The organism is Pseudoalteromonas sp. MBR-15 (genome assembly GCF_053628915.1).
The window spans coordinates 24,237-50,758 of sequence record NZ_JBRJHH010000007.1 but is presented as its reverse complement, the minus strand read 5'-3'; the positions used below and the strand labels follow the sequence as shown (position 1 = coordinate 50,758).

26 protein-coding genes are annotated in these 26,522 nt (G+C 45.2%); 4 read left to right on the top strand and 22 right to left on the bottom strand.

Features of this window, described 5'->3' with window-relative positions:
* The first annotated feature begins 219 nt into the window (after nt 1-219).
* Entirely contained in the window at nt 220-1,368 is a 1,149-nt protein-coding gene (locus ACSSVW_RS11015) for a sensor domain-containing diguanylate cyclase (RefSeq protein ID WP_454179326.1), read from the top strand.
* Between the two features lie 33 nt (nt 1,369-1,401).
* Here ACSSVW_RS11015 and ACSSVW_RS11010 read toward each other — a convergent pair whose 3' ends face one another.
* Together ACSSVW_RS11010 and ACSSVW_RS11005 are read right to left on the bottom strand one after the other, a co-directional pair.
* On the bottom strand, nt 1,402-2,253 hold the full coding sequence (locus ACSSVW_RS11010; RefSeq protein ID WP_454179325.1) for a universal stress protein: 852 nt from the start codon (nt 2,251-2,253) through the stop codon (nt 1,402-1,404).
* Between the two features lie 11 nt (nt 2,254-2,264).
* Complete coding sequence (locus ACSSVW_RS11005) at nt 2,265-3,752, bottom strand: SulP family inorganic anion transporter (RefSeq protein WP_454179324.1); 1,488 nt, start codon at nt 3,750-3,752, stop codon at nt 2,265-2,267.
* 794 nt (nt 3,753-4,546) lie between these two features.
* Between ACSSVW_RS11005 and ACSSVW_RS11000 the strand changes: the two genes are divergently transcribed.
* Together ACSSVW_RS11000 and ACSSVW_RS10995 are read left to right on the top strand one after the other, a co-directional pair.
* Nucleotides 4,547-4,813, top strand: coding sequence for a type II toxin-antitoxin system TacA family antitoxin (locus tag ACSSVW_RS11000; RefSeq protein WP_454179323.1), 267 nt, complete (start codon nt 4,547-4,549; stop codon nt 4,811-4,813).
* Nucleotides 4,804-5,310: a GNAT family N-acetyltransferase gene (locus ACSSVW_RS10995; RefSeq protein WP_454179322.1), complete on the top strand. Its 507-nt coding sequence runs from the start codon at nt 4,804-4,806 to the stop codon at nt 5,308-5,310. Before ACSSVW_RS11000 ends, ACSSVW_RS10995 begins: the two co-directional genes overlap by 10 nt.
* 40 nt (nt 5,311-5,350) lie before the next feature.
* Here the strand turns inward: ACSSVW_RS10995 and traA are convergent, their stop codons facing one another.
* The 6 genes from traA to traL all read right to left on the bottom strand — a co-directional run bounded on the left by traA (nt 5,351) and on the right by traL (nt 9,457).
* Complete coding sequence (gene traA / locus ACSSVW_RS10990) at nt 5,351-5,737, bottom strand: TraA family conjugative transfer protein (RefSeq protein ID WP_171345802.1); 387 nt, start codon at nt 5,735-5,737, stop codon at nt 5,351-5,353.
* Nucleotides 5,734-6,306, bottom strand: a complete 573-nt coding sequence (gene traV, locus ACSSVW_RS10985) for a type IV conjugative transfer system lipoprotein TraV (protein WP_454179321.1) — start codon at nt 6,304-6,306, stop codon at nt 5,734-5,736. The genes traA and traV overlap by 4 nt, the downstream gene beginning before the upstream one ends.
* Before the next feature lie 74 nt (nt 6,307-6,380).
* On the bottom strand, nt 6,381-7,670 hold the full coding sequence (locus tag ACSSVW_RS10980; RefSeq protein WP_454179320.1) for a TraB/VirB10 family protein: 1,290 nt from the start codon (nt 7,668-7,670) through the stop codon (nt 6,381-6,383).
* A gap of 2 nt (nt 7,671-7,672) precedes the next feature.
* Nucleotides 7,673-8,569 (bottom strand): hypothetical protein, encoded by an 897-nt coding sequence (locus ACSSVW_RS10975; RefSeq protein WP_454179396.1) that lies wholly within the window; start codon nt 8,567-8,569, stop codon nt 7,673-7,675.
* Entirely contained in the window at nt 8,553-9,179 is a 627-nt protein-coding gene (locus ACSSVW_RS10970; protein WP_454179319.1) for a TraE/TraK family type IV conjugative transfer system protein, read from the bottom strand. The genes ACSSVW_RS10975 and ACSSVW_RS10970 overlap by 17 nt, the downstream gene beginning before the upstream one ends.
* The gene (gene traL / locus ACSSVW_RS10965; protein ID WP_000433891.1) at nt 9,176-9,457 is read right to left on the bottom strand and encodes a type IV conjugative transfer system protein TraL; all 282 of its coding nucleotides are present in this window, start codon (nt 9,455-9,457) and stop codon (nt 9,176-9,178) included. Before traL ends, ACSSVW_RS10970 begins: the two co-directional genes overlap by 4 nt.
* Nucleotides 9,458-9,690: 233 nt before the next feature.
* On the opposite strand from traL, the gene ACSSVW_RS10960 reads away from it, so the two are divergent.
* Nucleotides 9,691-9,981, top strand: coding sequence for a HigA family addiction module antitoxin (locus ACSSVW_RS10960; protein WP_454179318.1), 291 nt, complete (start codon nt 9,691-9,693; stop codon nt 9,979-9,981).
* Between the two features lie 201 nt (nt 9,982-10,182).
* On the opposite strand, the gene ACSSVW_RS10955 is transcribed toward ACSSVW_RS10960, so the two are convergent.
* The 14 genes from ACSSVW_RS10955 to ACSSVW_RS10890 all read right to left on the bottom strand — a co-directional run bounded on the left by ACSSVW_RS10955 (nt 10,183) and on the right by ACSSVW_RS10890 (nt 26,513).
* Nucleotides 10,183-11,289, bottom strand: a complete 1,107-nt coding sequence (locus tag ACSSVW_RS10955) for a Fic family protein (protein ID WP_134990709.1) — start codon at nt 11,287-11,289, stop codon at nt 10,183-10,185.
* A gap of 153 nt (nt 11,290-11,442) precedes the next feature.
* Complete coding sequence (locus ACSSVW_RS10950) at nt 11,443-12,078, bottom strand: DUF4400 domain-containing protein (RefSeq protein WP_454179317.1); 636 nt, start codon at nt 12,076-12,078, stop codon at nt 11,443-11,445.
* Nucleotides 12,065-12,625 carry a conjugative transfer protein gene (locus tag ACSSVW_RS10945; protein ID WP_454179316.1) on the bottom strand — a complete coding sequence of 187 codons (561 nt, stop codon included), beginning with the start codon at nt 12,623-12,625 and terminating at the stop codon, nt 12,065-12,067. The genes ACSSVW_RS10950 and ACSSVW_RS10945 overlap by 14 nt, the downstream gene beginning before the upstream one ends.
* Before the next feature lie 9 nt (nt 12,626-12,634).
* Nucleotides 12,635-14,470, bottom strand: coding sequence for a conjugative transfer system coupling protein TraD (gene traD, locus ACSSVW_RS10940; protein WP_454179315.1), 1,836 nt, complete (start codon nt 14,468-14,470; stop codon nt 12,635-12,637).
* A gap of 47 nt (nt 14,471-14,517) precedes the next feature.
* Nucleotides 14,518-16,668 carry a MobH family relaxase gene (mobH, locus tag ACSSVW_RS10935; protein ID WP_454179314.1) on the bottom strand — a complete coding sequence of 717 codons (2,151 nt, stop codon included), beginning with the start codon at nt 16,666-16,668 and terminating at the stop codon, nt 14,518-14,520.
* A gap of 116 nt (nt 16,669-16,784) precedes the next feature.
* Nucleotides 16,785-17,498 carry a hypothetical protein gene (locus tag ACSSVW_RS10930; RefSeq protein ID WP_454179313.1) on the bottom strand — a complete coding sequence of 238 codons (714 nt, stop codon included), beginning with the start codon at nt 17,496-17,498 and terminating at the stop codon, nt 16,785-16,787.
* The gene (locus tag ACSSVW_RS10925) at nt 17,499-18,689 is read right to left on the bottom strand and encodes a nucleotidyltransferase domain-containing protein (RefSeq protein WP_454179312.1); all 1,191 of its coding nucleotides are present in this window, start codon (nt 18,687-18,689) and stop codon (nt 17,499-17,501) included.
* Complete coding sequence (locus ACSSVW_RS10920) at nt 18,682-19,836, bottom strand: SAVED domain-containing protein (protein ID WP_138942767.1); 1,155 nt, start codon at nt 19,834-19,836, stop codon at nt 18,682-18,684. Before ACSSVW_RS10920 ends, ACSSVW_RS10925 begins: the two co-directional genes overlap by 8 nt.
* Nucleotides 19,837-19,845: 9 nt before the next feature.
* Complete coding sequence (locus ACSSVW_RS10915; protein ID WP_371957051.1) at nt 19,846-20,214, bottom strand: metal-dependent hydrolase; 369 nt, start codon at nt 20,212-20,214, stop codon at nt 19,846-19,848.
* A 304-nt stretch (nt 20,215-20,518) separates the two neighbouring features.
* On the bottom strand, nt 20,519-21,070 hold the full coding sequence (locus ACSSVW_RS10910; RefSeq protein ID WP_000811851.1) for a MarR family transcriptional regulator: 552 nt from the start codon (nt 21,068-21,070) through the stop codon (nt 20,519-20,521).
* Between the two features lie 22 nt (nt 21,071-21,092).
* Nucleotides 21,093-22,178 (bottom strand): ATP-binding protein, encoded by a 1,086-nt coding sequence (locus ACSSVW_RS10905; protein WP_454179311.1) that lies wholly within the window; start codon nt 22,176-22,178, stop codon nt 21,093-21,095.
* Between the two features lie 18 nt (nt 22,179-22,196).
* On the bottom strand, nt 22,197-25,223 hold the full coding sequence (locus tag ACSSVW_RS10900) for a type I restriction endonuclease subunit R (protein WP_454179310.1): 3,027 nt from the start codon (nt 25,221-25,223) through the stop codon (nt 22,197-22,199).
* A 1-nt stretch (nt 25,224) separates the two neighbouring features.
* Nucleotides 25,225-26,247: a Fic family protein gene (locus ACSSVW_RS10895; protein WP_454179309.1), complete on the bottom strand. Its 1,023-nt coding sequence runs from the start codon at nt 26,245-26,247 to the stop codon at nt 25,225-25,227.
* Nucleotides 26,247-26,513: a hypothetical protein gene (locus tag ACSSVW_RS10890; RefSeq protein WP_454179308.1), complete on the bottom strand. Its 267-nt coding sequence runs from the start codon at nt 26,511-26,513 to the stop codon at nt 26,247-26,249. The genes ACSSVW_RS10895 and ACSSVW_RS10890 overlap by 1 nt, the downstream gene beginning before the upstream one ends.
* Nucleotides 26,514-26,522: the final 9 nt, after the last annotated feature.

Sequence of the window (26,522 nt, the reverse complement as noted above, 5' to 3'; positions counted from 1 at the left end):
AGATAGATTGAAGAAATCAGCATCTAGCTGAGGGTAACTTCACTTGAAAATGAGTGATACCAGGTGGAATTAAGATTATAATTCAACCATTATTTGTAAGGGGTCATGTACCGATTAAACACCGCTGAATTTACGGTACTTACAGCATAGGTTATTGCCGATAAAACTGGCTCACTTCATGCTAGTGAGAACCAAATACAAGAGAAACAGGACAAAAAATTGGCTTCGGATAATTTGCTTAACATCGACGATGTTCCTTTACCTTGTGGTCTCATCCGCAACGGTATTGTTTTTAAGAATAGTTTATTGGATAGCTTCTCTAGTGAAGCCCAAAACTACTTCGAAAAAATGGCAAGTAACTTTCTTAAAAACAGTAAAACGCTCAACAAAACTATCGATTTCAATAAACATAACCTGCAAGGTAAAGTGTATATTAATCAACCGAAAGATTCCGATAAGCGTGACACGGCTGTATTCTGTGTTCATCTTTTTGATACTTTACAAGATACTCCCATAGACAACATTGTCTTCGATCACAGTGGTGAAGCCATGGTGCTAACGGATGAAGATGACGATATTGTCAAAGTCAACGAGGCGTTCAAAACTGTTTTTGGTTATGATGAGCCTGATACTTTAATGAAGAATCCATCATTTCTTCGAGATGGTTTAAATCAGGTAGCGCTAATCAAAAAAGCTTTTTCTGAAATCGAAAAAAGTGGCCACTGGAGTGGCGAAATTGCTGTTCGAAAAGCATCAGGGGAGATTATTCATACTTGGCAATCAACGTCTTCAATTGTAAGAAATGGCAAAACGCAGGGCTATATTACCATATTTTCTGACATTACCACTCATGTCAATGAAATTGAAAAGGTGCGCTTCCTCGCTTATCACGACTATTTAACGGCATTACCAAATAGAATGCTTTTGGAAGATAGGTTTGAGCAATTAAAACGACACCTAAATCGCAACAAATCAAATCAAGAAAGTACTTTTAATATCGTTTTTATCGATTTAAATAACTTTAAGATTGTAAACGACACTCATGGTCATGCTTTTGGTGATAAATCTCTGATATCGTTCGCTAAAGCACTGCATGAATCAATAAGAGAAGAAGATACCGCCTCCAGAATTAGTGGGGATGAATTTGTTCTACTACTGGAGCAACAAGATAAACCACTTGATGTTGGTTTGTTTTTTGAACGGCTAGACAAAAGCGTGGCACGTCAACTTAAGGAAAACAATTGCCCAACAAAACTGGAATACAGTTATGGATTGGCAACATATCCAAATGATGGTGAGTCACTAAAATCTCTCTTACACGTTGCAGATAATCGTATGTATGAAATGAAAAAGCAGCCGAAACAATAAGCTCGGCTGCTAGTAATACTAGAAGAAATTTGCTTAGCGCAAAACAATCATAGGCAACGCGGTTTGCTCAATCATTTTCAGCGTATTACTACCCAAAAATACACTTGCTAATTTAGAGTGAGAAAAAGCGCCCATCACCAGCATATCAACACCACTCGTTTCCTTGTACTTCATTAAAGCATCAAAGATTTTTCCCTCTAAAAAACAGGCTTTGACTTCAAAACCTTTATTCTCCAACAACTCTTTAGTTTGCTTGAATTTTTCCTCGATATTCGGTGCACTATTTTTTACAGTAACTAGATGGCAGGTCAAACCATGCAGCAGCCCACCATCAATAATACGCTGCACGGCTTTATCCGCTGTTTCTCTACCATCATAGGCAAGCATGAAGCTTTCAGGGGTTTTAAAAGACTGATTCGCAATCAGTATGGGCGTGTGAACCCGACGAATAATCTGCTCAATGTGAGATCCAAGCGTCATGAAATCTCCAGCATGTTGTTGACCAGACTTACCAATTACAATAAGTCGGGCATCATTTTCAAGATCGCAAATGGCTTCAACAATACCACTGTGGCGTTGCGTTTTTTCAATATCATGACACCCGTTATCAACTAAAAATGCCTTGGAGTGCGCCAAGATTTCCTTGCCAAGGGATAAAGCAACTTTACTGCGTTGCTCGTCTAAGGTGGCCATTTCATTGAGAAGTGAAGAGCGAGCCCCAAGGCCAATAGCTCCGCTTAAATCCTCCGTAATTGGTGAGTGATTTTTTTCAATCGCATGCAATAGCAAAATAGGTTTACTCAACTGTTTTGCAGACCAACAAGCTGCTGCGCACACCTGATCAGAAACCGCTGAGCCATCAATACAAGTAATTATCTTATTCATATGTTTTCTCCTTAGTGGCCAGCCATTAATTTTTCAACTTCTTTTGGATCGTTATGGACGCCAAATTTATCAACAATAGTTTCAGTTGCTTCACTCATTCCAACAATTTCAACTGTCGCACCTTCCCGTCTAAACTTAATAACGACTTTGTCTAATGAAGACACGGCGGTAATATCCCAAAAATGCGCATGAGTTAAGTCAATGGTTACCTTATCAACCGCTTCTTTAAAATCAAAGGAATCGATAAACTGTTCAGATGAGGCAAAGAAAACCTGACCAACTACACGATAAGTCCGTGAAGCATCATCAGTTTGCGTTGCTTTAACCACCATAAAGCGACCAATTTTGTTTGCAAAGAATAACGTTGCCAATAACACACCAACGAAGACACCAATCGCCAGGTTATGTGTTGCCACCACAACAATAACGGTCGTGATCATGACGATATTGGTTGATATTGGGTGCTTTTTTAAGTCTTTAATTGATGACCATGAGAAGGTTCCGATTGAAACCATAATCATAACCGCCACCAGTGCCGCCATAGGGATCTGTTTTAGCCATTCATCCAAGAATACAACCATGACAAGTAAAAACAGGCCTGCACTAAAGGTAGAAAGTCGCCCACGACCGCCAGATTTTACGTTGATAATAGACTGCCCTATCATGGCACAACCAGCCATACCACCGAGTAATCCAGAACCAATGTTGGCAATACCTTGACCTTTACATTCGCGGTTTCGGTCACTTTTAGTATCCGTCAAATCATCAACAATCGCAGCCGTCATCATTGACTCTAATAAACCAACAACAGCAAGGCCTAAAGAGTAAGGAAGGATAATCATTAATGTGTCTAAGTTAAGTGGCACATCGGGCCATAGGAAAATAGGAAGTGTGTCCGGTAATTCCCCCATATCACCTACGGTTCGGATATCTAGGCCTATGATCATGGCAAATGCGGTGAGAGCAACAATACATACTAAGGGCGAAGGGAGAGCTTTGCCAATAACCGGGATATATGGAAATAAGTAGATGATAGCTAAGCCTGCCACTGTCATCGCGTACACATGCCAAGTCACATTGGTAAGCTCAGGCAATTGAGCCATAAAAATTAAAATGGCAAGCGCATTTACAAATCCTGTTACGACAGAGCGAGACACAAAACGCATTAGGCTTCCTAACTTAAGGTAGCCTGCAACTATTTGTATCAAACCGGTAAGCAGTGTTGCAGCAAGCAAATACTCAAGGCCATGCTCTTTCACTAACGTAACCATGAGTAATGCCATTGCGCCTGTGGCAGCGGAGATCATACCAGGGCGACCACCCACAAACGCTATAACAACGGCAATACAGAATGAGGCGTAAAGACCTACTTTAGGGTCTACTCCTGCAATAATCGAAAATGCAATCGCCTCAGGTATGAGTGCCAGCGCAACGACAATACCAGCTAAGAGATCTCCTCTGATGTTGGAGAACCATTCAAGTTTCATTTTTTCAAGCATAGATAACCTTATTGATAAATTTAGCGACAACAAAGGCATACAGAATCAGGCCGGACTAGCGACTGAATTCATTATGTTGATTGTCAGATTTTTAGTTTGATTTTCGGCACGAAGCCTACCGATAAACGGCATAAGGAGTGTCACGTTGAGAGATGTGACTTTAAGAAGGAGTGAGCGCCTAAGGTGGCGTAATACGCAAAGTTTTTACCTTTATAACAGATAGAACTAAAAAACAACATTTTGGCATAGTTTACTTATAATCTCAAGTAAGAACTCTGTAGTCAGTAAACGTATAAGTGGGGGGCCGGACTATAAAAATGAAACGGCACTTTCATCAATTACCTTATGAGTGTTAACAATTACAGGTAAGATTACAAAGACAACACTTTCAACGCCTGTAAGCGCAGACAGCGTCACAGCTAGCTAGCCGGTTTAGCTTAACCCTGTTTTTCATACTCTGGGTGTTAAAATTTGCCTCTCGGTAAACTAACCAAGTCCTTTTAATCCTCCACCTAAAAACAAGTCAACAGATTTGACACTTTTTGACGTCATTTTTGTCAACTTAAAGAGAATTAGCATAAATACCCATCTAGTTAACGACGATGCATTGCATTACAGTTGTCTAAATGCACACTGTGCGCTCAGCTAAGCAAGTTACATGCCAATCTACAGGCAGAGTCAAACGTACCACAACCACCTTTCCCTATCCCTGCCCAAAAAACAACGTATATCTATTGACTACACGCAAAGACCATTTAAACTGTATATTAAGTAGATATACAGAGAATGGTGTCATGGCTACCAAAACAGCGCCAATCAACATGCGAGTACTGCCATCGGTGAGAGACATTATCGATGCCGCAGCAAGTTTAAAGAAAGTCGATAGAACCGTATTCATTCAGCAAGCAGCACTCAATGAAGCACATAGCGTACTGGCCGAGCAGCGGGATTTTGCTCTTGAAGCAAAGGCTTTTGAAGCGTTTGATAACGAACTTCGTGCAGAGCCACAGACTCTTGAAGGCATGAAAGATCTGTTTAAAAGGAAAGCGCCTTGGGAATAAGTGCACCCACTATACTCACTGGTGAGCACCAGATTAACGCCTTTCAATGTGGCATCGAAGAACTCGATACCTGGTTAAGAAAACAGGCGTTAAAAAGTCAAAAACGGGGAACCGTGAGAGTATATGTGGTCAATGACACGGATACTCATCAAGTGTTTGGGTACTACGCCATTGCCATGGGATCAGTTTCCAGAGAGCAAGCATTCAGTTCACTAAGACGAAATAGTCCTGATCCCATTCCCATGGTGATTCTAGCCAGGCTTGGGGTGGATAATGCCTATCAAGGTCAAGGCGTTGCGGCAGGTCTTTTAAAAGATTGTATCATTCGCTCAGTACAAGCAATGAACGCTGTCGGTGGAGCAGGAATCTTAGTCCATGCTATTGATGGTAGTGCGCAAACGTTCTACAAGAAATTTGGCTTCAAAGAATCGACGTTTGATCCTTTAGTACTCATGGCAAGGATCTGCGATATCGAAAAATCATTGTCAATAGACTGAGATGACGGCTCCCCTTGCACAAGAGAAGCCGTCTATATTATCAGATGCCCAGTAAAACGGCGCTGATTGCTGGAACTGTTGTGCCAATGACTTCTTGAGTGCTGGCAACAACAGGTAAGGTTGCAGACATAACACTTTCAACGACGGTTGGCGTATTGTAGAGACCCATACCGCCACCAATGCCCAAGGCAAAAGCCATCAAGCTTTGGCGAGCGATACCGCCCACAATACCCACCAGAACCATGGCTCCCGCTACGATCCGTCCCAAAGTACCTTGGGTCCAATCTTTTAGGGTATCCCACACATCGGTGAAAGCATCACCACCGGTGCCCGCAAATGAGGGCTCCGAAATCATTAACGCCATTAAACCAAGCGCACCAATGGTCATTAGGCGCTGAGTTTGAATGGTGCGAACTGCATTTGTCATTCGTTAGTTTCTCCGTAGATACTCAAGTTATCGCGCTTACCATCAGCTCCCACTGAGGCAGAATCGCTTTGAGTCTGAAGTGGACGTAGCACTGGCGAAACCGTTCGAGGTGCTGACACCCCAATATCCCACCGGCGCGGTTCAATTTCGGTAAACACGTAGCTGGATAAATTCAGATCTCCACGGTCATCCTCCCAAGGCGCAATCCAAATTCGCATTACCCTTGAAGGAATGCGAATAGGTGCAGATTGCTGCGTCTCAGGTAATGCTGGATGGCTCAGCAGTCCTGTCTCTAAATCAGATTGTGAATACCCAGAGGGAGAACCAATTCGAGTCGCCACAGCATCAATCGTCTTGGGTGCAGCGCCATTACTGGTCAGCTCATAGACTTCACGAGCGGATAAACAGCGCACACCGTCAGGCATACCTGGGCATCCATATTCACTACTCCCCAGACCCAATGAACTACAGCCAGACAATAAGGTTGAGCCAACTGCCAATAAAAGTAATCCAGCTTTAGACCACTGTTTTGACTGGTGCTTTGGGTTGTTCTGCATTGATGTCGTCATGGTTAACTCTCCTCTGGATACACATCTTATTGTCTGAAACGGACTTCGATCGGTTAGCAACATGCAGGATTTTTTCATCTTCTTGCACCTCCCCCTTGTGAAGTGGCCAATGACAATGAGGCCCCACGAGTGACTATGACTTCAATTTTCCTTGCAGCGTCTACCTCTATAACTGGAAACATATTTTCAGCCATGTCCAAATAGAACTTGGCCACGCGATCCAATGCTTTACCGGTGCCTTTAATCGCAGCGCCTTGTAATGCTTCTTGGCTCATGACTTGCTGGTACAGCTGAGTATCACCGGCATTACCCGTCTGAATCGTTGGTACAGGATTCACATCAAATGCGCCAGCCAAGCCCTGAAGGAATCCGGCCATCATCGATTTGGCCACCAGCTGGCCTTGTTTCGACACTAATCGGCCACGAATACCGGCTTTGCCGTCTTCACCCACGGCATAAGAATCCAGTCGCGTTTCAATGACGCCACCATCTTCTCTCACACATGAAATGGTCTCGCCTCGCAAATAGGCACGCTCAGAGCTCAAATCACCGTAACCTGCGGCGATCAAGAAACACTCTTTGATATCCGCTCTAAATCGGTTGGGTAAAATGGCTTCCTTTTGAATCCTCAGCAATGCAGGAAAAGGCTCGCGTCTTGCGGACTCGTGAGTAGGGGCATCCAAACCCGTGATCAAAGTACCCGAGATAATGCTACCCGCCGGTAAATACAAAGGCGGCGCTTCTTGCACTACAACTTCTGGCTCGACAACCACTTCAGGCTCAATCATACGAATCGTGATTGGCGGCAATGGAACATCTCGTGCTCGTGAACCTTGGCCACTGGCTGACTGCTGATAGAGCGGATCTGGCAGCGGCGCATTGGCAAAATAGTCGTCTGGGTTAGACGGCAGTGGCTTTTCTTCTTTGGGCAATTCCATGGCAGATAAAGGCACTTCAAAACGGCTATTTGTGCCTTCAACTGCTGCATCACCTCCAGCGCGAACATCATCAAGCTCCGCTCGAAGGCGAGCCAACTCCGCATTAACCTCACTTGGTATTGAAGGCGAACCAGGGCTTAGCCGTCCTGAATCGACGTCACGACGCAAGCGTTCAACTTCACGGCGTAACTGCTCGTTGCGCTCACTGAGTAGTTTTACGTTTGCAGCCAAACTATCGACCCCAACATCACGAGTATTGGTATCCGTAAGAATGTGCCGGATCGTTTCCTGTCGGTTCCGACTGCTCGCGCCATCATCAGGATTAGGTGAAAACACCATCACCATAAGAATGAGACCACCAGCAATACCAGCAACCGATAGGCCACGCTTCATGTTCGGGCTCATTTGTTCCCATTGTGCTTTCATCGTTATTCACCTCCCACAAGAAGCGAAGGTCGCTGACTTTCCACCGCTTCTTCACGATGATTGCGAACAACCACATACAACTCAGTCTTTTCACCCGGCAACAAGATATTGCGAGGCCAGTAGGCGTTTGCCACTATATCTGGTGCATTACAGGCTATTTCACTGGCTTCTATCGGCTCATCGGCAAAGCTTTCAACCAGTCCTACGTAGACGGTGAAGTAATGTCCCGTCACAATTTGCCCCTGCTTAAAACCAAACTTTAAACCTGGCTGAAAACATTTCGGGCTTGTGTCAGTTTGGCCAGCTAAACGGATGTCATAGCCTTGTGGCAACTCATTTAATGCAAGGCGTCTGAGTAAATCACGTAAGCTATCGACGTATGGCTGAGCCGTTTCCCAAGTGGCGGCTTTGCGGTTCACGACGCCCTTAATAGGCCACTGCTGACCATCAATAGCTAAGGTAATTTCACGCGGTGGAATACGACGAGGCACTAAGGTGACAGATAATGCGGGCGCTTCCTGACCAGGCGGAGTGATGTAAAGTGAAACCGGTGATTCTTTGTCCGTGGCCACATATACAACATTCCCCTTGATTTGCGTCTGAGCATCACTGGTTGTTCTCACCTGAGGCGATTCAAACGGCGTCACAATCCGATTCAGATGACCAAGTGCTACAGGGATCAGTTCATTAACCCCCGGTGTCATCAGTAGCGTTGTTGGCGTATCCGCTGCAACCGAATTGCTTTGAACCGGTGGATTAGCAGTAGCAGACTGCTTCATCACACTGGCTGGCACAATTGGCAATTCCACGTCTGCATACGACGCTTGAGATAACAGGACGCCACTCAAGCTCATTGCGATTAAGCTTGGTGTCATCCATCGACTAATTTTGGTTCGCATCATTCACCCTCCGGTTTTGCTCTTGGGTCAACTTTTCACGAACTCGCTTCGTTCTAGCTTGCCCCTCGTAAGTATCCAGCCAACTGAGCTTTGGACGGTATTGCTCAATATCGATGTCAAACTCATAAGTGCGAGTTTGGCGCTGTTCATCGCCAGATGGTCCAGAGACCAAGGAATAACCGGTCACAAAGACATGGCCGGTTTCATACTCATACTCCACTTGTCTGGGGTGGAATTTGAGCGTGACTCGGTCTTCACGGATCTGTCTTGCCTGAATCTCCAGTGCATCGACCACTTGCTGGTACACCGCAGGTGAAAGGAGCGGCTCGATAGCAACCCGGATAAAGGACACATTGCCCGGCGTCACGTTGCCCATAAGCTCAGCCAGGTAGAGCCCCCAGGATTCCAAGTAAGGCTGAGTAGCCTGGTTTCGTGACACTTCAGCCGTTTCAGACAAGGTTGGCGGTTGAATGGCTACCACGGTATTGCGAGAAAATGCCGCTACCGCAAGCAGCAAGTTAGATAGCATCAGCACTGCAATCAGGAACCGTTGCCATCGGTTCTCTAATTGCGTGCCTTGCCATGATTTTAAAAACACGTCGAACTTCACGGCAGATAGCTCCTGATAAATGGGTTAGGGATCGTCTTGGCTTTGGTTGGCAACAGTCCAGCCCAGTAGATGGCGTGAAGAATAAAACCATCTGGGCGGCCATCACGAAAACGCCGATAGAGCTTGGTTGTTACCAACCCCAACAGGCATAAAACCAAGGCATTACCGGTAAAAATGCCGATCACTAGCCCCAACAGAATGGGAGCCATCTCATCGGCACTCCAAAGCAGGAAGTGCGGCGGGTCATCAATATAGGATGGAATACTCACAGGTTCCATAGTCACTCCTCGTTGTTTGAATTGAGAAGTGAAGGATGCCTCGGGATTGGCAACTTCAGTGGTCAGCTAGATGCCGAATTCTTGAAGGTTTTGAAGTGGCTTTGCAATTCTGCTCTTACAATCAGATTGATATCGCAACCTTAAGGGTTACAATTAGTTCACAGCAATTGGCACGTTACATTCAGATTCAATGAACGAGATGCTGAAATTGTTAACTACGAGGATTATCACTAATGACTATGCATAATCCAGCTCACCCTGGTGAGATATTAAAAGAGTTGATCATCAAGCCGTTTGAGTTGACGATTACCGATGTTGCAGAACACTTAAATGTAAGCCGTAAAACCCTATCCAATGTATTGAACGGACGAGGTGCAATAACTCCTGAAATGGCCGTGCGCTTGGAGTTGGCTTTTGCTAAGCCTTCTGCTGACCACTGGTTGCGCCTGCAAAATGCTTATGATTTATCAGCTCTCAGAAATCAAAAGACTACGCTGAAAGTCCAATCTCATGAACTAGCTTAGGGGTAAAATTGATGTCTCTAAAAACATTGAAAGAAAAAGCACTTAAAAATCCAAGTGTTGTACGGGAATATCATAAACTAAGTCGCGAATTTGCTCTCATCGAACGGAAACTTACACGCAAAATCGCTCGAACACGCAAACCTTAAGCTAGCTGAAAACTGTCGCTAGTTATATTGGCGTATTCTCTCAATGTTCGTATTTTTAACTCACGTGCGCCAGTTTATACCGAGTGCTACGCCCACCGGCTTCACTTTTTACTAAGCAACCAATCTCGACCAACGCCGCTAAATGACGAGAAGCGGTTGGCTTACTCACTTTCGCCACTTTATGATATTGCGACGTATTAATGCCTTGGTCAAAATCCCCATCAAGCATTCGATTGAGCACTTTTACTTGCTCCGAGGACAGTCGCGTTTGATCGACATTTCGCCAGAAGTTTGTTTTAAAAACCGTTTGGTCGATTTCTTCGAGCACATTGGTGAATGTTTCACCTAAGGTGTTTAAAAACCACATAAGCCAAGCAGTAATATCAAGTTCACCTTTCTGGGATTGCTCTAATATTTCGTAGTAGCTTTTGCGGTTGGCTAGAATCGCCACTGACATTGCATAGAAACGGACAGATTGGCGCTCAGCCTGGGCAAGCGCCAAATCAGTGAGTAAGCGGGTGATCCTGCCATTGCCGTCATCTAAAGGATGGAGCGTCACAAACCAAAGATGTGTTATCGCCGCTCTAAGCAATGGATCTAAAGCTGGGTCCTCACGAGAGTCATTAAACCAGCGAATAAACACGTCTAGTTCGGACTCAAGCACATCTCGGCTCGGCGCTTCAAAATGCACCGTGGGTTTATCAATCCTACCCGACACTACCTGCATAGGCTCTTCACCGCGTAACTGTCCTCCTATAACGGGATTGAACAAGGTGTAGCCCTCAGGAAACAGTCGTTTATGCCATTGTAATATTCTCTCAAGTGAGAGCGGCGAGTCTAAATTATCTACCGCATCTAGCATTATTTCTGCAAGGCCATCAGTGCGTTCAGTGGTTGGAAATGGTTTTTCTTCAGAAAGACCAAGTTTATTAGCCAACGACGAGCGAACAGAAAAAGCGTTGAGCTTCTCACCTTCAATGGCACTCGAATGAATAATGTTCGCCAATAGCGTGTCTAACATACTTTGTTTTTGGTCTTTAGGTTGGCTCGACATCTTGCCCAACAACATTCCTTGGTGAAAGCGAATGTCTCGTAACTTGGGGTCAATAACCTTTTCATCCCAGATAAAGTTTGGCCAGTCAGCTTGTTGCCAGATCCACATCTTGTCGCCTTTTGATTTAAATAATAGCATATTCAAATCATAGCATGATTTGAATGAAGCTCACAATCACATCTAATGATGATGTGAAAAACGCGAATATTCATATCATCTTTCGATGTTATCATCCTGTCTTAGTAGACATTAACCTAGGCCTCATATCTTCTTCTGCAAGTGGCTTAACGCCAACCCCGCCATCAACGCCAAGCCGATGATCACCGAAGGTAGTACCAGCGGTGGAATAGCCAGCGGGGCGAACAATCCCATAAACAGCAAGATGACGCCTGAGCCCAAGATGATCATGCTGTAGCGGTGAATGATAGGGCTCGAAAAATCAAAGGTTGTTTTCTTAATCTTCCATGTCATCAAGCCGTCCCACAGTGCTGGTAACATTAGAATAAGCGCAAAGGGCAACCAGACCATCAGCAAAGCAAATCGAGTGAACACTTGGTACAACACATCAAAAAATGCCTGAATACGGTCTTCTACCCAGACAAACCAAAAGCCTCCCATGTTCTCCATCCCTTTAGAGCGCAGTCGCTGCTCTTCAGTGGGGATTAGAAAATCACGCACAGATTGCTCCATCTGCGTATCCACAACCCATGACTGATACCAGCGATGGCTAGTTTGACCAATCCAATAGCTTGTTTGAGCGCCCAATTGATTTTGGATCATCTGCTTCTCTTTACTAATGACCCGGCCAGTCCAATCACCGGGCACTAACACGCCAATGGCAATAATCTCCAACATCAGTGCCAGACACAGCAGCCAAACCGACTTATGCTTGCTCATGCCAAACATCCTCTTCTACTCGCGCCAGCATGGCTGCAACGGTTGGCGTCATAATCCGGGCTTTAATCACTTGCTGAAGCCGCTTTGTCGTCGTATGACCAGTGACATAACGCACGTCGATGCGTCCTTCAGCCAGATACGCCATCCGATTTGGACGATTACGCATCCAGGTGTGGAAATACACACCATCCACGGCGGCCCACTCGAAATGGTCAGGATCACGCAGGCGAATCCCCGTTAAAGCACTGGCGGCAGTCCAGGTCAATGCCTCAATGAAATGCCACAGGCGCACACTGTCATCATCACAACTGACTTCTTCATAACTGCCCAAGCCATTACACAGACACAAATCAAAGATGTAATGGCCATCTAACGTGAGCGCATCCGTTAAATAGTCCGCCAAACAGTGCACTGAAGCCAAAGCATGAGGCCAGTCGGTTTCAAGCAATCTTAAAGCTTCCTTGAACTGGGGGTTATGTTGCTGCCACTGAGCGAGCATTTCTTTACTGGTAAGTGTTGTCATTTTCAGACAGACAGAATGATGCATACAGACTCCTTATGCTGCCTGTGTAGAGCTGGTTAAAATAGGAATACGGCCTTTGATCACGCGGCCACCTGAAAGCTTGGCGATGTACTCCAGGTTAGGGAGCTGGCCTAATAGCTGCGGTGGAAACATATCGCCTTCTTCCTCCATCAAGCGTTCGCCATGATTGCCGGTAAACAAGGCGGGGCTGTCCGAGTTGGACGACATACCTTGAGTTTGCATGATGTACTGCAACCGAGTCTTAGGCAGATTGTCGGTAATGTACTGCTGCGTTTCGGCATCCATCACTCGAAGAGCTATCAGGTTGTTGATGTTGCCTAACACCTGACGGGCCTTAGCTTCACTGCCTGTACGAGCTGCAAAGTCAGCAAAGGTCTGAGTAGCAATCACACAACGCATTTTTGCGCCACGGCCTTTGTTGAGCAGTTGAATGAAGGGATCGTTGACGACCTCAGCCGCCTCATCGATGAAGATATTTACGGGGCGATTTTCAACACCATAGTTATAGCGGTCACCGGCCACAGCAGTGAGATCGGATAAGAGCAATGAACCAATTGCGCTGCCAACCATGGCGTCAGTTAATGAATCCAAGCCGATATATGCCACTTGGGCATTGTTGATAATACGGCCAGAATCCGTAATTAACCGGCTGTCATCCACATCGTTTGCAATAGGTGATAGCAGCGGACCTAGTTCACTTGAGGTGAGCATATTGAGCACCGGCATCAGTGAGGCCACCATCTTGGAATAGTGGGTTCTGTCATGTTCAAACATGCTCAGTAACCCCTCCAAATCGGTATTGGCGGCAACGGGCTGAATGCGTTCGTAGTAGAAAAGCAGCATCGCCATGGCTTGTTTTGCCAATGTATTGGCCTTTTCGGTAAAGCGTTTAATCTCCACACTAAAGTTCGGATACACCTGCTCCCCCCAGGCTGTGACGGCTTTTACTACCAAGCCTTCTGGGCCACCGTCCAAGAATCGCCTCAGTGTCTTCAGATCAGGACGTTGTGACGAAAGCAACAGACCTTGCACGATGTTGTTCAGTGCCATTTGTCCAAAGACTTTAAATGGATCAGCACCGGTTTCAGATGGGATTAAGGCCGCAATTCGGCTGGCAATTTCAGTGCCCCGGTTAAAGTTTCTCAGGGGATTAAGACGTACAGAATGCTCTGGAAAACCAGGATGAAAATACACAAAGCGCTCTGGACTACCGGCGGCAATACAGGTTCGCTGCGCATTATCCTTAAGTTCCTTGTCTCCCTTAGGGTCAATAATAATAACGGCTTCATTGCGCAAAATGGCCTGAGTGATCATCGCATCAAAGCATCGGGTTTTTCCGGCACCGGTCGTACCGACAATTAAGGTGTGCCCCTCAGTATGGCCAACTGGCTGGTACACATCTTCTTCTTTGGGCTCGACACCATGAATCCAGGTCGAACCCATTTGGCTATTTTTTCGATAAGAGTCGTGACCTTGGTTAAGCAAGGTTTGCTTATCCCGCTTTAGGATTTCATAAGCGCGTTGGGCATGGCGTTGGTCCCACTCAAAGCCATAACCTAACCACAATTCATCAGGATGTTTTGCCATCACTTTTTGCAAATGCGAAAGCGCCATAAAAGCCAATGGTTTGCCTTTTAGCCCCTTCTGTAATTTATAAAGACGGCAAGCCTCGGGCAGGCGGTACAACGCCATGCCCGAGGAAATCCCTGTCATCCACCAAAATGGCTCAGGTGGTAGCTCAGTCAGCATTTCTGCGGCTATTGCCCCAGTGGCCCCAACCAGCCAACCTGCTGCTGCCATGGCTTCATAGTTCGTGCGCCAGGGCATCTCGTATGCGTTTTCTTTCATTCATGCTCCGCAAAATAACCGTTTGCAATCGCTTAATTTCAAATGGATTAAGGTTTAGCGTGAGCGGTAAACAGAACCGTTTCCCCCTCATCAAACTGGCATTCGTCACTGGCCGAGATCCCCCGAAGCAGTTGTCCGGCTGGAATGCCATGCTCATTGGCGACTTGGCGTAAGGTTTGAATCGTGACGCGAATACCATCGGCACTATGATCCACGTCTGGGTAATCGCCATCGGTCAGTAAGATGGGCAAATCTTTCACAAAATTAACCATCTGTTGCCGCTGCGCGTGTTTGGGGTCTGTACTTGAATGCGCATTGGGCGCAATCGGCTTTTGCTTACGCTCCGCTGTTGTGGCGGGCTTCTTTGCTTGGGCATTGGTTGTCTCAGTTCGACGCGGACGCTGTGAAGCCTCTTCGTTCTGAATTGCTGTCACTGATTCTTCGTCATGTTTGGTGAGGTCTATCAGTGCAGTTAGCCCTTTCGAAACTGACACTTTTAGTAGTAACCCTTGCTCCTGAACGCCACCTTTCGTAGTCACAGTTCTGGCTTTACGCGTCGGGTTTGCCGGATCTATTTCAAGCCAATCCAATCGACTGAGTTCAGCAAGCAGTTTTCGGGGTGCACACCAAGGCCTTACGGCATCGGGATAGCGGATCAGTATCTGTTCACCAACCACAACCAGCGTGCTACTGGCCTCTGGAAGCCACGCCAAAGATTCAGGGAGACTCAATGCTTCTGCATCGTGCTGGTTTACGTTATTTGAGATAGCGCCATCATATGAATTGTTAGGCTTTTCGCATTCATGACCTGGAACATTTTCAGTTGCCTGAAGGTGATTAACATCACTGGCAAGACGAAGTTCATCATCTTGTTCGGACGGTTTTGTCGATGGTGACTCATCCGATTTTCTATGTTCGATTGATGATGACTCTTCAGGCAAGCCTGGCTGCTCACTGGAGCGACTCTGAGGCTCTGCTTGTGTTTGCTTTCTTGCTTCCCATTCAGATTTGCTAAACAGTGCCACGCTACTTGGCACATTCGAGCTGAACAATAAATCGGCCTCAGATATATGCAGCATGGGTAACCAGATTGGCTTGTCGTCTTTGATCAGAACTTCAGGGGCAAGGCTTTCATATCGCTCATTTGAGGCGGATTTAGTGGCCAATGCTCGCTCAATGAGGATGTCCGCAAGGGTATCGGGATCTCTTGGTATGCCTGGTATCTTGTCTTTTGCCAATAGCTCAATGATGTCCTTAGCCGCGCTTTTCCAGACCAGGTAAAGATGGGTTGATTGATTTGATTTTCGTACCCAGACTCTGGCGTCTCGCTGATTGACTAACCATTGGGAACTGGCAAGTAATCGCCTCATGGCATCAAGTAGATAGCGTTCGACTGGGACTCCAAGGGCATTGTCGTCAACGGAAATTCGTTGAGCTTTCAGGTCTCGCTGGACACTGGCTTGGTCAGCTTCAATGACCAATTTAGAAAGGACATGCTCGGGATCGGTATTGCCAATTGCTTCAAGCATGGCTTGCAAAATCTCAGGGCCCGGCTGGGTTAACCAGGCGAGCAACTCAGGTGTCATCACCCGGTTTAACACGAGAATTGAAAATTGCTCGTGCCGCTTGCACCGTCCGTCGCGCCAGCGAATGAAATAGCGTTCAATGCTGTTATTAGTGGTCCACTGAGATAAGGTTTCTAAAAAAGGGTTCCACTGATAGCGTCCATCTTCGTCCGTGATGGACAAGTCTGAAACGGGTTTACCAATATCGTGGAACAAACCGCCAAGAGCAGCCGCAACACGCCACCTTGGCTCTAGCTCTTTTTTCTCAACCGGTGTGCCACTGGCAACAAAGATGATCCCTTCAGCTGCTTGTGCCGCCCAGAAAGCAACTTCCAACGAATGACGTAATAGACCACCTGCACCACTGTGATGATGATGCTCAGAAGCTGGCAACAAATGAACATAAGCAGCCAGATGATCAATGCAGGGCTGAATCAGCCTTTGAAAATCACGCTGATTAAAACCAAGTACCTGGCGCAGTTTGGCAATTAGCTCGTCTTGTGTGGACTGTAAATCCTCGGGTGACGCTGCTGGCAACCCCTTTAGAAATGGCGGATAGCGCGGAATTTCTGTATCCAGTTGCGATGAAAGCTTTGGTAGTGCTTTGGTTTGAAAAAATAGGTTTTTGAACATAGTGAACCTCCGACACGATAGTGTGAAGGTTCAATCTGGCGTTGCCGGTTGATTAGACTAAAAAATCCGACATGTATTAACACATACGCCATAAAATGCTGAGGGAGCTGATTAAGCTAAGGCGTATTTCTACTTGGTCTTTTAGTTTTTTTCCCAACTCTCCTTTTGGGTTTTTCAATCGGTGTAAAAGCTTCTTGTAGGTGATCGCGAAACCATCGGCGGCGCTCAACTTGACGAAACTCGTTCAAGACAAACCGATAGTCACACGAGCCAAGACGATCACCACAACCACATGGACAAGGTAATTTATTTGCCTCACGCTTGCGCAAACCTAACGCTTTCAGTGCCCGTAGTACCGATGCTTTACCATTAACATTGAACAACTGAGAATAATCATCAATCAGGCCTTTCTCACCATGGTCCAGTTCGCCATAGGGAAAGTTGCCAAATTCAACCCTATGGGACACCGAATAAAGAAACCTGACAACAATCTTTTCGAAAAAGGTTGTCAATGACGAGTCGGCTTTCAAAATTGACTTAATTTTCAGGTCTGAGCCAAGACAAAATGATCCATCAGAGTAAGTATGGAAGTCCTGATTACGAGGAAAGTAACCAGCGGTATCAAACACCACTGGTAAAGCCCTAGGATAATCACTTGGGCATACAATCTTTAGAGAAAATGTTCGCTCTATAAACCGACTTCCAGCTAGCTGTGCTTTTAACTGATACTCTCCCTGCAACTCAACCTTATCTGCATGGACATCTACTAATCTAATGTTCGGATAGGCCGAGAGAAAAGTCTCTAGGCCTACAGCCTTCCAGTGCTTCATCTATTGCTTAAACCATGGCTTTGGATCAGACGATTGAATTGCGAAAGTTGGTTTTGCTGTCACCGCAGGAATTCCCAATAGACGTGCTACCGAATTTGAATCAAGCTTCAAATCCAAACCATTTTGCGCCGCATTTACTATTCGTTGCGTATCATCACTTGAGCAAAGAGCACTAAAATCAGCTCTAGCTTGATACAGCCATTTATAAAAGTTTTCTTGTAATCGGTATTGAGCAGATTTTTCGTCATACCACTTGTCTGCAAAATCTTCGGCTGGGTTGACTGGGTTCGGAATCATTGGCGCTTGTGCAGAAATATGGTCATCCATCTCGGAGAGTACCGTATTCAACGCTGAAGCCAAATCACTTTCACCTTTATACGATTTAGCCGCCAATGTAGTGATGATTACCGATATTGGCTTACTATCCTCATTGTTTTTAAACATAGTGTCACGATGACGCTTCAATAATTGGATAACCTGCTGTAAGGGTGTCTTCCATTGATAATATGGCAGACTATCTATACTGGCTTTAAATCGCATTTCACGTTCGTTTATTACTAACCGTGCCGTCTTCATGCGCGTTTCAAACCATCGAGCATATCCTTCAGGATTGCTGATACGCCAGTTTTCATTCACAACTGCATAAGTGGAATCTGTGTTGTCGGTAATCGAAACTGCAAGCTGAGACACGTTTTGAGCCAAGTTTTCATCAAACTTAGAGTTTTCGACCATCCGCTTTTTCAAAATGCCTCTTCCTGTATCACTCTCTGGCACACACGGAACTATGTCCATGTGAAAGCTAAGCCCATCGGCATACTCTAAGCGCCAACAGCGTTTCTTCTCGGCTAGCTCTTCCTTAATGCCTCTGGCATTTCGATAAAGCTCTAATTCATGACCGACTAGGTGCTTTAATTGCTTTTGAGTGATAGACGCTTTATCTAGGCCACGCCGAAGATTGCACCCCATGTCTAGGTCATACTGTTCTTCTGAATCGGGCCTAATCGCCGTACCTAGACGAAAGGAACCTTGAGAAAACACGTGAGGATCAAAATTCATGCATGTTGACTCTGGGCGATGTAACCAATCACCTAGATCCTTATAGCGTTTTTCAGCCTTTTCATAAGCACTGTCAGGTAGCTCAATTTTCTCGAGAATTGTGTTTAGAACATCGTTGCTTTTGCTATTACTCATATAGATCTCCTCGAAGCTCGATTGCCATTACAAATTGTTGTGTTTTTATGTCGTGGTCATAAATAAGCCATGGCATATCAGCCTTAGGCATTCTGGCCCGTCCTAATTCGACGGCACACGATACTGGCATCACAGGAAAAATTTGCAGTGGCGTCGCATCCCCGTGTGTATTTTTTATTTCAACAATCAGCTTTCTTATGCACTTTCTGAACAAGGAGAGCTGCTGCTTTGACTGCATGAAATCATTATGAGGCTGCTTGATAGTCACTTCCCAAATCGATGTATCTGGCCCTATAACCCGAGTAATTCGCTCATGCGACACATGGTCACTCAAAGAAAGTACTAGGGCTGGCTTTCCCTCCATATTTTGAGGTCTGTTGATGATGTACTCAAAATCATCTGAACAGTCTTGCCAAAACCAGCCTTTAGGCTCTCGATGCAGCTGATAAGTCTCGACGTCAATTTTGTCGGTGAGCAAAGCGCCAAGTTTTATTAACAATGGTTGAGGAGCTAACGCGAACAATGAAAAATGCTTACAAGAATCCTCTTCGATGATCGATGAAATTTTACTTTGAAAACGCTTCGTTAGGTGTTGCGACTCTGCTTGCCAATATTGTTCAGAGTGATCCTTAAGCTCTGATACCATGGATAGTGTCACTGGCTTTTCAGTTGCCGGATACCAATTCGGAAACATTGCCTCAACACAACCGTGATAATTAATCGGTGATCTTTCAGTTCCAATATTGGCACCATATAAAACAACATTTGATTTGCGATCAGGATCAATGCCTGTGAGGATTTCTATACGTTGCTCATGCTGCATTTTCCAACTAATCAAGAGATCGGCTGGATACCTATCTTCGCTGCCTTTCTGATCAATCTTTTTGTGACAGTCATAGCACATCAACATGAGGTTGCTGACGTCATTCAAGCTGGTTGGCTTAGTTTTAAAGAGTCCCCAACCACGAGGCCCATTCTCAGAAAATGCGTAAATATGAGCATTTTGAGAGACATTGACCGATTCCTGAGTCACCGCTGATTTGTATAACAATTTATTACACCCGCTAAACTGACAACGAGCAGCTGCGCGAGCCCAAAGCTCTCGCTCAACAGGACGCTTAATGTGCCTCGTGACTTCAACGACCATTCAAAACTCCTATAGTTTGCCAATTAACGGAAGTGAGCGCGGCGTTGTCGCATCACAGAGCAAATGGCTGACATAAGCACATCCGGCAATTAGTCCCAGCCCGCGAAGGCACTTTTCAATTGCCTCTTCCGGTTGCCACTCATACAAATGTTTGAGACCAACACCTAGTGCAGTTAACACCAATAGACTGTGGTAAAACTGGCGATGGTGAGGGTTACCCAAAGAGGGTTCCAAAATATCTGGAAGCTTGCCAAATAGAGAACCAACCGTAATGGCAGTTACAGGATGGTGACTGACTGCTTGTTTTTTGTTGTCCGCCAGGGCAACGGTTAAACCAACCGCAGCCCCGACGACCAAATGGGTTTTACCATTAGCCAAACTATTTCTCCTTCCTGACACCTTTAAAAGGTGTTTTGTCGGATGTCTTTACATCCATGAATCGACCAGTATCAGCATCTCGCTTTACCCAATGTCCGCTTGGCGTCTGAGTCTGAGATCTACCTTTAACGGCACCGTTTCTGTGTCCGTCACCTGATGGGGGATTTGTAGCCATAAAGCCTCCTATTCTGCTTAACTTAATCACATTTATCAGATGTTAATAAAAAAGATCCAAAGGATCTGATCAAATAATAAACCTCAAATCTGATTAACGCAAGCAGATTAACCAGAAAATCAAAAAAAACTACACAATTGATCGGTAGACAAATTCCAGTCCACCTGACTCTGCCACTTCTTTTTGACCTAACACAAGACCAGTAGCATGAAGCTTCTTTAATCGACCACTGGCATTCTGTGCTGAAATGTCAAAGTGCTTAGATACGTGTGACGAAGTCACTGTCTTTTTTGCAATAACAAAATCTAGAAGCTCTTTGACAGTCGCACTGAGTTTTACACCAAGTACTTCGTAACCGCTATCGCTCTTTACTAGAAGAGGTTGATCCTTGGCTGTAGCGCCATAAGACCAATTATCCAGAAGGTCACGACTCGGTACATTAGAAAGGTAAAAACCTTTTTCTCCTTTCAATGCTTTAGCCAACGAGATTACACTTTCACGAGGAAATGAAGCATCAGTGAATCGAATGCCTTCCAAGCTGATAGCAAAAATATCGCATGATGGGTGGCCATCAACGATCTTTTTAATCTTCACATAGGCTTCACTACCTTCATCGTTACCAAAGGCATGGTCAGAACCTACGACTTCTGAAAGAAGAATTTTATGAGTTAACTGTTTCATCTGCTTAAGTTGACACTATTTATCAGAAATTGTCAACATAGAAGTCAAAACAGATATGGGTTCCTGTGATAGGGACCAACCCCCGATCTTCAGAAACATTGATGAGTTGTCCCTTCGAGTATTCCAAAGCCAATGAGAAAGTGAGCTGCCTAATAACAATGATAACTTTCTCTTTACTAGCGTGCTCTCGACTACTCTTAAAGCCTAGCCCCCGGCCTTTACCAAAGCGACTAACCTCACCAGATGTAAATGCTTTTTGAACGAGCGCAATGTCATTCTCAACAGTTTCCGCTGAAAACTGTGCGTACAACTTCGGATGTTCACTTTGTAACGTTGTTCTCAAGGTAGCGGCAATACCTAAACCAGAGTCGGATATGACTGTTTGAATATGCTTTGGTTTATTATACGGTCGATACACTTGCAGACCTGCTAGTCCAGGTATTTTGGATTCACTGTGATCAGTAACGTTGCCTACAAGCTCTGAAAAAACAGTCTTAGCCGCTAAGAAATAGCTAGCTGAAGAATGCTCTACAAACCTGTCGCCCAAACGAATTACAAGCGCCTTGTTTTGGGTTGGCTGTGCAATTTCTCCTAGTTCGACCAAGGTATCGCTATTATCCCGATAAGTTTTAGCAGCTGACAAAACGGGCCTTTCAGGAATACAAGTGACACTTTGATTAAGATAATCAAAGAAGCCATTTCTGCTGAAAAAACTGTGAGTATTAGGACATGCTGTAGTATCCATCACCACATCCTTCCCATTAGCAGTAAGCTGATTCGCCAGAGCAAGAAAACGGGCCAATGCTATCAGCAAAAACTTACAATCGATGCCGAATTTAAATGTTACCTTTGTGGCATCTTTTTGGTACGCAAGCTTACCGATAGCACTCTCAAAGGCTTTCTCATCAATCCAACCTGTAGCGAAATCAATTTCCACATGATGAGCCCGTATCAGGCTCCATTCATGATTTGAGTTTTTCACAAACGTATCCTGGTTTTTGTGAAGAAACGAGTTCACTTGGGACTTATCCAGTCCCAGCTCCCTGGCAATTTGACGTCCTTTCAGGCCTGGTGACCCATCTAATAACTCTAAGACTGCCTTCAGCAAACCATCACTCCTTTCTACCTACATACCTACCATTCGTTGCATACTTTGCGTCCACGACGCTTTAAATGCTGAATCTCCTGCGAACAACTTGTAGAGCTCAAGTTCATCTTTACGGCGTTGCAGCATAATTTCCTTGAGCATTTTTTCGAAGGCCAAATCTCGATTATGAGGATCTGGGTTGTTTTTGTATTTAGATTCAAAATCTGGGTGATTGCGGATACTCTCAGCGATGTTCACGAACTTAACCTTTTGCTCTTCAGGTGTGGCACTCCAGCCCTGGAACCATCGTTCATTAAATGTGCGAATGATTTCATCCAGCGGGTCAGTTTCTTTTTCACCGCCATGCGCCCCACGTGGGTTCGGATTTTGAGGATCAAGCTCCGCTTCTTGGTCACTAAGCTTAATACTGTGGTTAAGCTTCACACGTTGCAAACCGTATGAACTCAGATCGACAGAATCGAGAAGCTCATCAATAGCATCTGCATCGGGATCTTCCACTTTCAATTTCGGTATTAAAAACTTCAGGAACCAAAACAGTTTTTCCCAGCTGACCATTTCATAAGGCATGATAGAAGCCATCTGCCCATAGATTTTCACGAACTGTTTGGCTTTAATCTTAAAGTCAACTTTAGCTTCAGCTTCAAGCTCCAGCTCATGGTCAAACCGGGCTGCTGCAACATCAATGATTGGGCTGAGTGTCTGGGCGTCTTCATTCTTGAAATAACGCGTCACAAAGTCTTCAACTTCATACCACTCGTACACACCGACATCGTCCATTTCATCTTTCAACTCGTGCAGCACGTTTATATCTGTAGCCTGGGACAACGACGTTGCTGTGTAGAAAGGATCGAATGCTGACTGAATATCTTCAACCGAGTTGAAAAAATCTAAAACAAACAGGTCTTCAGTTTTTTTACCCCATTTTGGCGCACTTCGATTGAGACGAGACAATGTCTGTACACACAAGACACTGGCGAGCTTCTTGTCCACATACATGGCGCAAAGCTTAGGCTGGTCAAACCCAGTCAGATACTTGTTAGCAACCACTAAAAGTCGATACTCATCGGTATCAAACATATCTTTGGTATCTGACTCGGCAAAACCATTAATATCTGCTTCGGTATATTCAATACCGTCAACTTCTTTGGTTCCTGAGAAAGCAATGGCAACTTTAAACGGGTTTCCTTGCTCCTCAAGTATCCGCCTAATCGCTTTGTAGTATCGAATGGCCGTCTCAATATTTTGAGTGACCACCATTCCCTTACCTTTACCTTTGAGCTTTTTCGCATTTACGACATGTGGAACAAAATGCTCCAGCATAATCTCTGCCTTGGTATCAATTGTTTGCTGGCTTCGCTCTACATAAGCTCTGAGTTTTTTCTGTGCCTTTTTGGTATCAAACTCAGGGTTATCAGCGATTGATTTCTCAATCTCATAATAACTTTTGTACGTCGTATAATTTGCCAGGACATCCAAGATGAAGCCCTCTTCAATCGCTTGTTTCATCGAATACAAGTGAAACGGCTTGAAAGAACCATCTTCTTGGCGTTGACCAAATTTCTCCAAAGTGCTGTTTTTTGGTGTCGCTGTAAATGCCAGATACGACGCATTCCCGCGCATCTTGCGCGATTTCATCGCCTGAAGGATTTTATCCTGAGCATCTTCTGCCTCTTCGACTTCAGACTTGCCCATCGCTCGGTTCATATTGTCATGCGCCGAACCAGACTGTGAGCTGTGTGCTTCATCGATGATCACCGCAAAGCGCTTGTCACTGAGATCGGCGATACCATCAATAATGAACGGGAATTTCTGAATCGTCGTTATAATGATCTTTTTGCCATTCTCCAGCGCCTGCTTAAGCTCAGAAGACTTGTTCGCCGGAGCAATAATGTTCTTTACTTCAGAAAACTCTTTAATGTTATCCCGCAGCTGCTTGTCCAATAAGCGTCTATCGGTAACCACAATTACAGAGTCGAATAACGGCTGCTCCAGGCTTTTTCCACCGGCTACATCAGACGAAGCAGGATAGGTTTCAATTAACTGATAAGCAGCCCAGGTAATAGAATTAGACTTACCTGAACCGGCAGAGTGTTGAATTAAATAAGTCTGACCGACACCGTGCTGGGCAGCATGGTCTACTAATTTTCTCACCACATCCAATTGGTGGTATCGAGGAAAGAACAGAGTTCGCTTTGGTAATGGATCTTTGCTTGACCCATCCAGACGCACAAAATGTTGAATAATGTTCGCCAAGCTTTCTTTAGTGAATACTTCTTGCCATAGGTATGCCGTTTTATGGCCAGATGGATTCGGCGGATTGCCTTGTCCAAGATTGTGACCTTTATTGAACGGCAAGAAGAATGTACTGCCACCTGATAACTTGGTGGTCATATACACTTCGTCGGTATCGACCGCCATATGCACTAGGCAGCGGCCAAAGGTCAGCAAGGCTTGCGTTGCATCTCGATCATCTCGATACTGCTTTTGGCCGTGATAACGTGCTGTTTGCCCGGTCCATGCGTTCTTCAACTCCAGCGTTATCAATGGTATTCCGTTGATAAACAATACCATGTCGATTTCTTGTAGGGGATTTGCCATGGAATAGCGCACTTGGCGAGTACAACTAAACACGTTATCTGCAAAGTTTTGCTTTACCTTCTCACTACTGCTTGCCAAAGGGGCTGGATAGAGCAAATTGAAGTGAGCATCGTCTACACTTAGACCTTTCTTAAGTAAATGAAGAATGCCATGCTTCTTAATCAGTCGGTCAAATCGTTCGAGTAACTTACGCTGCCAATCTGAGGGGTTGTTCTTTTGCAGTTTGGCTAGCTCTACTTCCTGTGTCTTTTGCAGAAATTGCCAGAAAAAACGCTCATCAATGGCATATTGCATATTAAAGTCTGATGCAAAGCCCACTTGATAAAGTCTGTTATGAAAATCTGGCGCAACTTCTTGCACACCTGCTTTGAGCTCTTCCAGAGTTGTACCCGTTAAGCACTTCTCAATCGCCGACTCTAATGCTTGCTCATTGGTTTGACTGACCATATTAATCCTTCAATTTGTTATCTGACACCTGCCAATACCCGCCTTTTTTGGGACCATGGAAAGCTAATTTCTGTTGCTGTTTTAACTTAGCCACGGCGCGTTCAATAGTGCTTGGCGATTTGCCTAAATGATCAGCAATCTCGGCTAAGGTTAACGTTGGCTGCTTAGCCAACAAGATTAAAATCTGTTCAGGGGTTTTTACCCGCGTTTCTACCTGCATTTCTACCCGCACTTTTTCGATTGCGGCCACCTGCTCAGTGTCTGTGGTGTTTTGAACTTCATGCAGGGTTTTGGCAATAATGCCGAGCATAAACTCAATAAAAGGCGCGCTGTCTGTTTTCTCTGTACTGGCTCGAATAGCTTGGTAATACTCGGCTTGATGTTGATGAATTAAGCTTTCTACGGGGATATCCATAAAGACGGGTTGCCACTGGCTGAGTATCAGCGTTTGCCACAAGCGCCCCATGCGGCCATTGCCATCAGCAAACGGATGAATAAATTCAAATTCGTAATGGAACACACAACTACTAATAAGCGCGGGTAACTCAGATTGTTTAAGCCAAGCAAATAAGTCTTTCATTAATCGTGGTACTTGATCCGCGCCCGGTGCCATATGCACCACAATATCACCCGACATCACTCCCACACCGCCTTGACGATAATGCCCCGCATCATTTAGCAGTCCAGACATGAGTACTTGATGGGCATGCAGTAAATCTTGCTCGCGGCTATATTGCCATGTTGCTAAAAAGTCATAGGCTTTGAGGGCATTTTGGACTTCAAGTACTTCTTTTGGCGGCGCAATAATGCGTTTACCGTCTAAAATAGCGGTTATTTGCGCTTCGCTTAAGGTGTTACCTTCAATCGCCAATGAGCCTTGTACTGTGCGAATACGATTGGCTCTGCGTAGCCGCAGCGCCTGCGTTTGCTCGATACGCACACTTAATCGGCCAATGCTTTCACTGATCTCAGCAACCTGCTTAAGTATGGTTGGGGTGATACTAAAAGGCGGGTTATAGGGCATTAGTCCACCTCAACCAGTTTGTTTTTTAGCGCCAGTAAATCTAAACGTTCACGGCCAGCGGCCAGCACAGAAGGTAAAAGCGCAAAGCCATCGAACTCCTTTTGAATCATCAGCAGCTCTTCACCGAGTGCGGAAGGCTCGTGTGCTAAGCGCAGCCCTGAGCGGGTGAAAAGCTGAAGATGCTTGCGCTCAGTAAAGCCCAACTCACTGAATCTCTTCGTCTTAACCGGACTAATCCTGTTGGTCTGATGATTTACCGTGAACATATTCGCTTC

Bases quoted from the DNA above. Each gene is read 5' to 3' on its own strand.
- ACSSVW_RS10960 (WP_454179318.1), top strand. From the start codon at position 9,691: ATGACTATGCATAATCCAGCTCACCCTGGTGAGATATTAAAAGAGTTG.
- ACSSVW_RS10895 (WP_454179309.1), bottom strand. From the start codon at position 26,247: ATGCCCTATAACCCGCCTTTTAGTATCACCCCAACCATACTTAAGCAG.
- ACSSVW_RS10920 (WP_138942767.1), bottom strand. From the start codon at position 19,836: ATGGTCGTTGAAGTCACGAGGCACATTAAGCGTCCTGTTGAGCGAGAG.
- mobH (WP_454179314.1), bottom strand. From the start codon at position 16,668: ATGTTCAAAAACCTATTTTTTCAAACCAAAGCACTACCAAAGCTTTCA.
- traV (WP_454179321.1), bottom strand. From the start codon at position 6,306: ATGACGACATCAATGCAGAACAACCCAAAGCACCAGTCAAAACAGTGG.
- traL (WP_000433891.1), bottom strand. From the start codon at position 9,457: ATGGAACCTGTGAGTATTCCATCCTATATTGATGACCCGCCGCACTTC.
- traD (WP_454179315.1), bottom strand. From the start codon at position 14,470: ATGAAAGAAAACGCATACGAGATGCCCTGGCGCACGAACTATGAAGCC.
- traA (WP_171345802.1), bottom strand. From the start codon at position 5,737: ATGACAAATGCAGTTCGCACCATTCAAACTCAGCGCCTAATGACCATT.
- ACSSVW_RS10945 (WP_454179316.1), bottom strand. From the start codon at position 12,625: ATGCATCATTCTGTCTGTCTGAAAATGACAACACTTACCAGTAAAGAA.
- ACSSVW_RS11005 (WP_454179324.1), bottom strand. From the start codon at position 3,752: ATGCTTGAAAAAATGAAACTTGAATGGTTCTCCAACATCAGAGGAGAT.
- ACSSVW_RS10890 (WP_454179308.1), bottom strand. From the start codon at position 26,513: ATGTTCACGGTAAATCATCAGACCAACAGGATTAGTCCGGTTAAGACG.
- ACSSVW_RS11000 (WP_454179323.1), top strand. From the start codon at position 4,547: ATGGCTACCAAAACAGCGCCAATCAACATGCGAGTACTGCCATCGGTG.
- ACSSVW_RS10900 (WP_454179310.1), bottom strand. From the start codon at position 25,223: ATGGTCAGTCAAACCAATGAGCAAGCATTAGAGTCGGCGATTGAGAAG.
- ACSSVW_RS10975 (WP_454179396.1), bottom strand. From the start codon at position 8,569: ATGCGAACCAAAATTAGTCGATGGATGACACCAAGCTTAATCGCAATG.
- ACSSVW_RS10950 (WP_454179317.1), bottom strand. From the start codon at position 12,078: ATGAGCAAGCATAAGTCGGTTTGGCTGCTGTGTCTGGCACTGATGTTG.
- ACSSVW_RS10925 (WP_454179312.1), bottom strand. From the start codon at position 18,689: ATGAGTAATAGCAAAAGCAACGATGTTCTAAACACAATTCTCGAGAAA.
- ACSSVW_RS10910 (WP_000811851.1), bottom strand. From the start codon at position 21,070: ATGAAACAGTTAACTCATAAAATTCTTCTTTCAGAAGTCGTAGGTTCT.
- ACSSVW_RS11010 (WP_454179325.1), bottom strand. From the start codon at position 2,253: ATGAATAAGATAATTACTTGTATTGATGGCTCAGCGGTTTCTGATCAG.
- ACSSVW_RS10955 (WP_134990709.1), bottom strand. From the start codon at position 11,289: ATGTGGATCTGGCAACAAGCTGACTGGCCAAACTTTATCTGGGATGAA.
- ACSSVW_RS10980 (WP_454179320.1), bottom strand. From the start codon at position 7,670: ATGAAAGCACAATGGGAACAAATGAGCCCGAACATGAAGCGTGGCCTA.
- ACSSVW_RS10930 (WP_454179313.1), bottom strand. From the start codon at position 17,498: ATGAAGCACTGGAAGGCTGTAGGCCTAGAGACTTTTCTCTCGGCCTAT.